4 protein-coding genes and 1 pseudogene are annotated in these 3,191 nt (G+C 66.7%); 2 read left to right on the top strand and 3 right to left on the bottom strand.

Annotated elements, in window-relative coordinates:
* On the top strand, positions 1-1,046 hold a 1,046-nt coding region (locus QOD90_RS19095; RefSeq protein ID WP_526352398.1), incomplete at its 5' end, for a cytochrome P450.
* Between the two features lie 18 nt (positions 1,047-1,064).
* Here the strand turns inward: QOD90_RS19095 and msrA are convergent.
* From msrA to QOD90_RS19080, 3 genes are read right to left on the bottom strand one after another with little or no spacing between them, the layout of a single operon-like run.
* Positions 1,065-1,577, bottom strand: a complete 513-nt coding sequence (gene msrA / locus QOD90_RS19090) for a peptide-methionine (S)-S-oxide reductase MsrA (RefSeq protein WP_526352397.1) — start codon at positions 1,575-1,577, stop codon at positions 1,065-1,067.
* On the bottom strand, positions 1,574-2,041 hold the full coding sequence (gene msrB / locus QOD90_RS19085; RefSeq protein WP_526352396.1) for a peptide-methionine (R)-S-oxide reductase MsrB: 468 nt from the start codon (positions 2,039-2,041) through the stop codon (positions 1,574-1,576). The genes msrA and msrB overlap by 4 nt, the downstream gene beginning before the upstream one ends.
* Positions 2,042-2,099: 58 nt before the next feature.
* Positions 2,100-3,008, bottom strand: a complete 909-nt coding sequence (locus QOD90_RS19080) for an alpha/beta fold hydrolase (protein ID WP_526352395.1) — start codon at positions 3,006-3,008, stop codon at positions 2,100-2,102.
* A gap of 57 nt (positions 3,009-3,065) precedes the next feature.
* On the opposite strand from QOD90_RS19080, the pseudogene QOD90_RS19075 reads away from it, so the two are divergent.
* Positions 3,066-3,191 (top strand): annotated as a pseudogene (locus tag QOD90_RS19075) (nuclear transport factor 2 family protein); the annotation flags it as partial.

Here is a 3,191-nt window from a genome sequence, read left to right as displayed (position 1 = left end):
TCGACGGTGCCGAGCACAAGCGACGTCGCAGGCTGCTCACGCCGCCGTTCCACGGCAAGAGCATCAAGAACTACGAGGTGATCTTCGAAGAGGAGACCCTGCGGGAAGCGGCATCGTGGCCAGAGGGGCGGGAGTTCGAGTCGCTCGAGCCGATGATGCGGATCACGCTGAACGCCATCCTGCGCGCCGTGTTCGGTGCCGACGGTGAGCAACTCGACGAATTGCGTCGCATCATCCCGCCGTGGGTCACGTTGGGTTCCAAGCTGGCCGTGCTGCCCGCCCCGTCGCGCACCTACGGCCGGTTGACGCCCTGGGGCAGGCTCGCCGCCTACCGACGCCAGTACGACGCGGTCGTCGATCGCCTGATCGACACCGTGAAGGCCGACCCGAACTTCGACGCTCGCGACGACGTCCTGACGCTGCTGCTGCGGAGCTCGTATGAGGACGGATCGGCAATGTCGCGGCGCGACATCGCCGACGAGTTGCTGACGCTGCTGGCCGCGGGGCACGAGACCACGGCGTCGACCCTGGCCTGGGTACTGGAGCGGGTGACCCGGCATCCGGAGGTGCTCCGCCAGCTGGTCGACGAGGCGCGGACCGACGGCAACGAGTACCGCCAGGCCACGATCCTCGAGGCGCAGCGGGCACGCACCGTCATCGACTTCGCCGGGCGGCACGTGTACTCGCCCACGTTCGAGCTGGGCGAGTGGGTGATCCCAAGGGGCTACTCGATCTTCGTCGCGATCGACCACATCCACAGCCGGACAGACGATTTCGAGTCACCGCAGCGATTCGACCCGGAGCGCTTCATGGGCAAGCGGCCATCGACCTTTGCGTTCATCCCGTTCGGCGGCGGCACCCGCCGCTGCGTGGGTGCCGCGTTCGCCAACGTGGAGATGGACGTCGTCCTGCGAACCATGTTGCGCCACTTCACGATCGACACCACGACTGCTCGCGACGAGAAGATCCACTCGCGTGGCGTCGCCTACACGCCCAAGGCGGGCGGCCGGGTCGTCGTGCGGCGACGGGCCACTCCGCTCGCCTAACCACTCCCCGGCGAAGGGCTACTGGGCTGCGGTTTCGCGCCTCGGGAGCTTCCACCCCGCCCGCGGGAAGTGGCAGGTGTACCCGCTGGGGTAGCGCTCCAGGTAGTCCTGGTGCTCGGGCTCGGCCTCCCAGAAGTCCACCGCCGGGGTGACCTCGGTGACGACCTTGCCCGGCCACAGGCCGGAGGCCTCGACGTCGGCGATGGTGTCCAGCGCGACGGCCTTCTGCTCGTCGTCGGTGTAGAAGATCGCCGACCGGTAGCTGCTACCGACGTCGTTGCCCTGGCGGTCCTTGGTCGTCGGATCGTGAATCTGGAAGAAGAATTCCAGCAGCGCCCGGTAGTCGGTCTGCGCCGGGTCGTAGGTGATCTCGATGGCCTCGGCATGCCCGGGATGGTTGCGGTACGTGGCGTTGGCGTTCTTGCCGCCCGTGTAGCCGACGCGCGTGGTCACCACGCCGGGTTGCTTGCGGATCAGGTCCTGCATGCCCCAGAAGCAGCCGCCTGCGAGGATCGCCGTCTTGGTCGTCATGCCCGAGCCTCCTTGAACAGTGATGTGAACTCGCCGTAACCCTCGGACTCGAGGTCGTCGAGATGGATGAACCTCAGCGAAGCCGAGTTGATGCAGTAGCGCAACCCGCCGGCCTCCCGAGGGCCGTCGTTGAACACGTGGCCGAGGTGGCTGTCGCCGTGTGTCGAGCGGACTTCGGTGCGCAGCATCAGATGGCTGAAGTCGCGCTTCTCCACGACATGTTCAGAATCGATCGGCTTGGTGAAACTCGGCCAACCCGATCCGCTCTCGAACTTGTCGGTCGAGGCGAACAGCGGCTCACCGGATACCACGTCCACGTAGATGCCCGGTTCGTGGTTGTCCCAGTACTCGCCGGTGAACGGTGCCTCGGTGCCACTCTTCTGGGTCACCTGGTACTGCTCAGGAGAAAGGGCATTCACTGCCGCCGGGTTCTTGTTGTAGGTCTTGGGGTTCGTCGCTGCCACTGATCCTCCTTGAAGTTGGCACTCGTATAACCTCAAGCGCCCTTCGGAAAGTTCCCCGTCACGGCTCGGCTCGAACCCGGTCTACGACCGCAATGATCTGATCGGCGACCGCCCGCGGCTGGTACAGCATCTGGTTGTGCCCGGTGCCGGGGATGACGACGTTGGTGGTGCCGAGGGCCGCGGCCAGCATGTCGTTCGCCTGATGGATCTGGGCCTGGGTGTAGTTGTCCGGCTTGAGCCCCGCCGGCGCCGCGAACTTGTCCGCACTGAGCACGATCGCGGGCACGTGCGGCAACGGAGGGGCGGCGGCGATGGTCGCGAAGGCGTCGTCGGCGAGGATCGCCTCCTCGCCGGGGGCGCCTGCCTGTGCGTCGGTGTCGAAGGCTGCGTTCTGGTCGGGCCTGCCGAGGCCTGGCAGGAATTCGGAGGTGGGTTCGGAGAACACCAGCCCGCTGATCAGTTCCGGGTGTTGGCGCGCGAGAAGGTCGAGGACGAGGCCGCCATACGAATGGGCGACGAACACCATCGGCGTCGGAAGACGGGCTGCGGCAACGAGACTCACGACGTCGTCGACATCGGACTGGACGGTGTGCGGCTGAGCGGTCGGCGTCGATCGATCGGCGCCATCCGGTCGGGTGTTCGGCCGGTCGTAGGTGCAGATCCGCGTCACCCGCGCCACCAAGGGTTGGGCGGCGTCGGGACTCGCGGCGATCTTCGCCTGTTCGATCAGGTCGTAGGGCGACGACCGGATCGGGTCGTCAGGCAGCACGGCGGCGTTCCATGCCTCGGCGTAGCTGCCCTTGCCAGGGATGACGAACACACTGGGTGAGCCCGCACCCTGACAGTCCAGATAGAGGCTTCGGCCTCCGCCGACGTCGACGAGGCCTGCGAGGTCGTCAGCGGACGCGACGGGCGCGGTCACGAGTGCGGCCGCCACCCAGACCGTCAACGCGCGCACGACGTTCACGCCCGCGACGATACGGCCGCTCGACAAACAGAGGTAGAACGTGTTCTAGTTCTGGGTGTGACGGGTAGCACTTTCAGTCGCGACGAGCTGGTCGAGGCGTTCGCCGAATTCGAGGCCACGGTGGCCCGCGCCGCCGAGACGAGGAACTGGGATCCGTGGGTTGACCAGTACACCGACGACGTC

Source organism: Mycobacterium sp., from assembly GCF_032161845.1.
GTDB lineage: Bacteria > Actinomycetota > Actinomycetes > Mycobacteriales > Mycobacteriaceae > Mycobacterium.
Note: the sequence above shows the minus strand (reverse complement) of the source record. Positions and strands in the feature narration are given on the sequence as shown.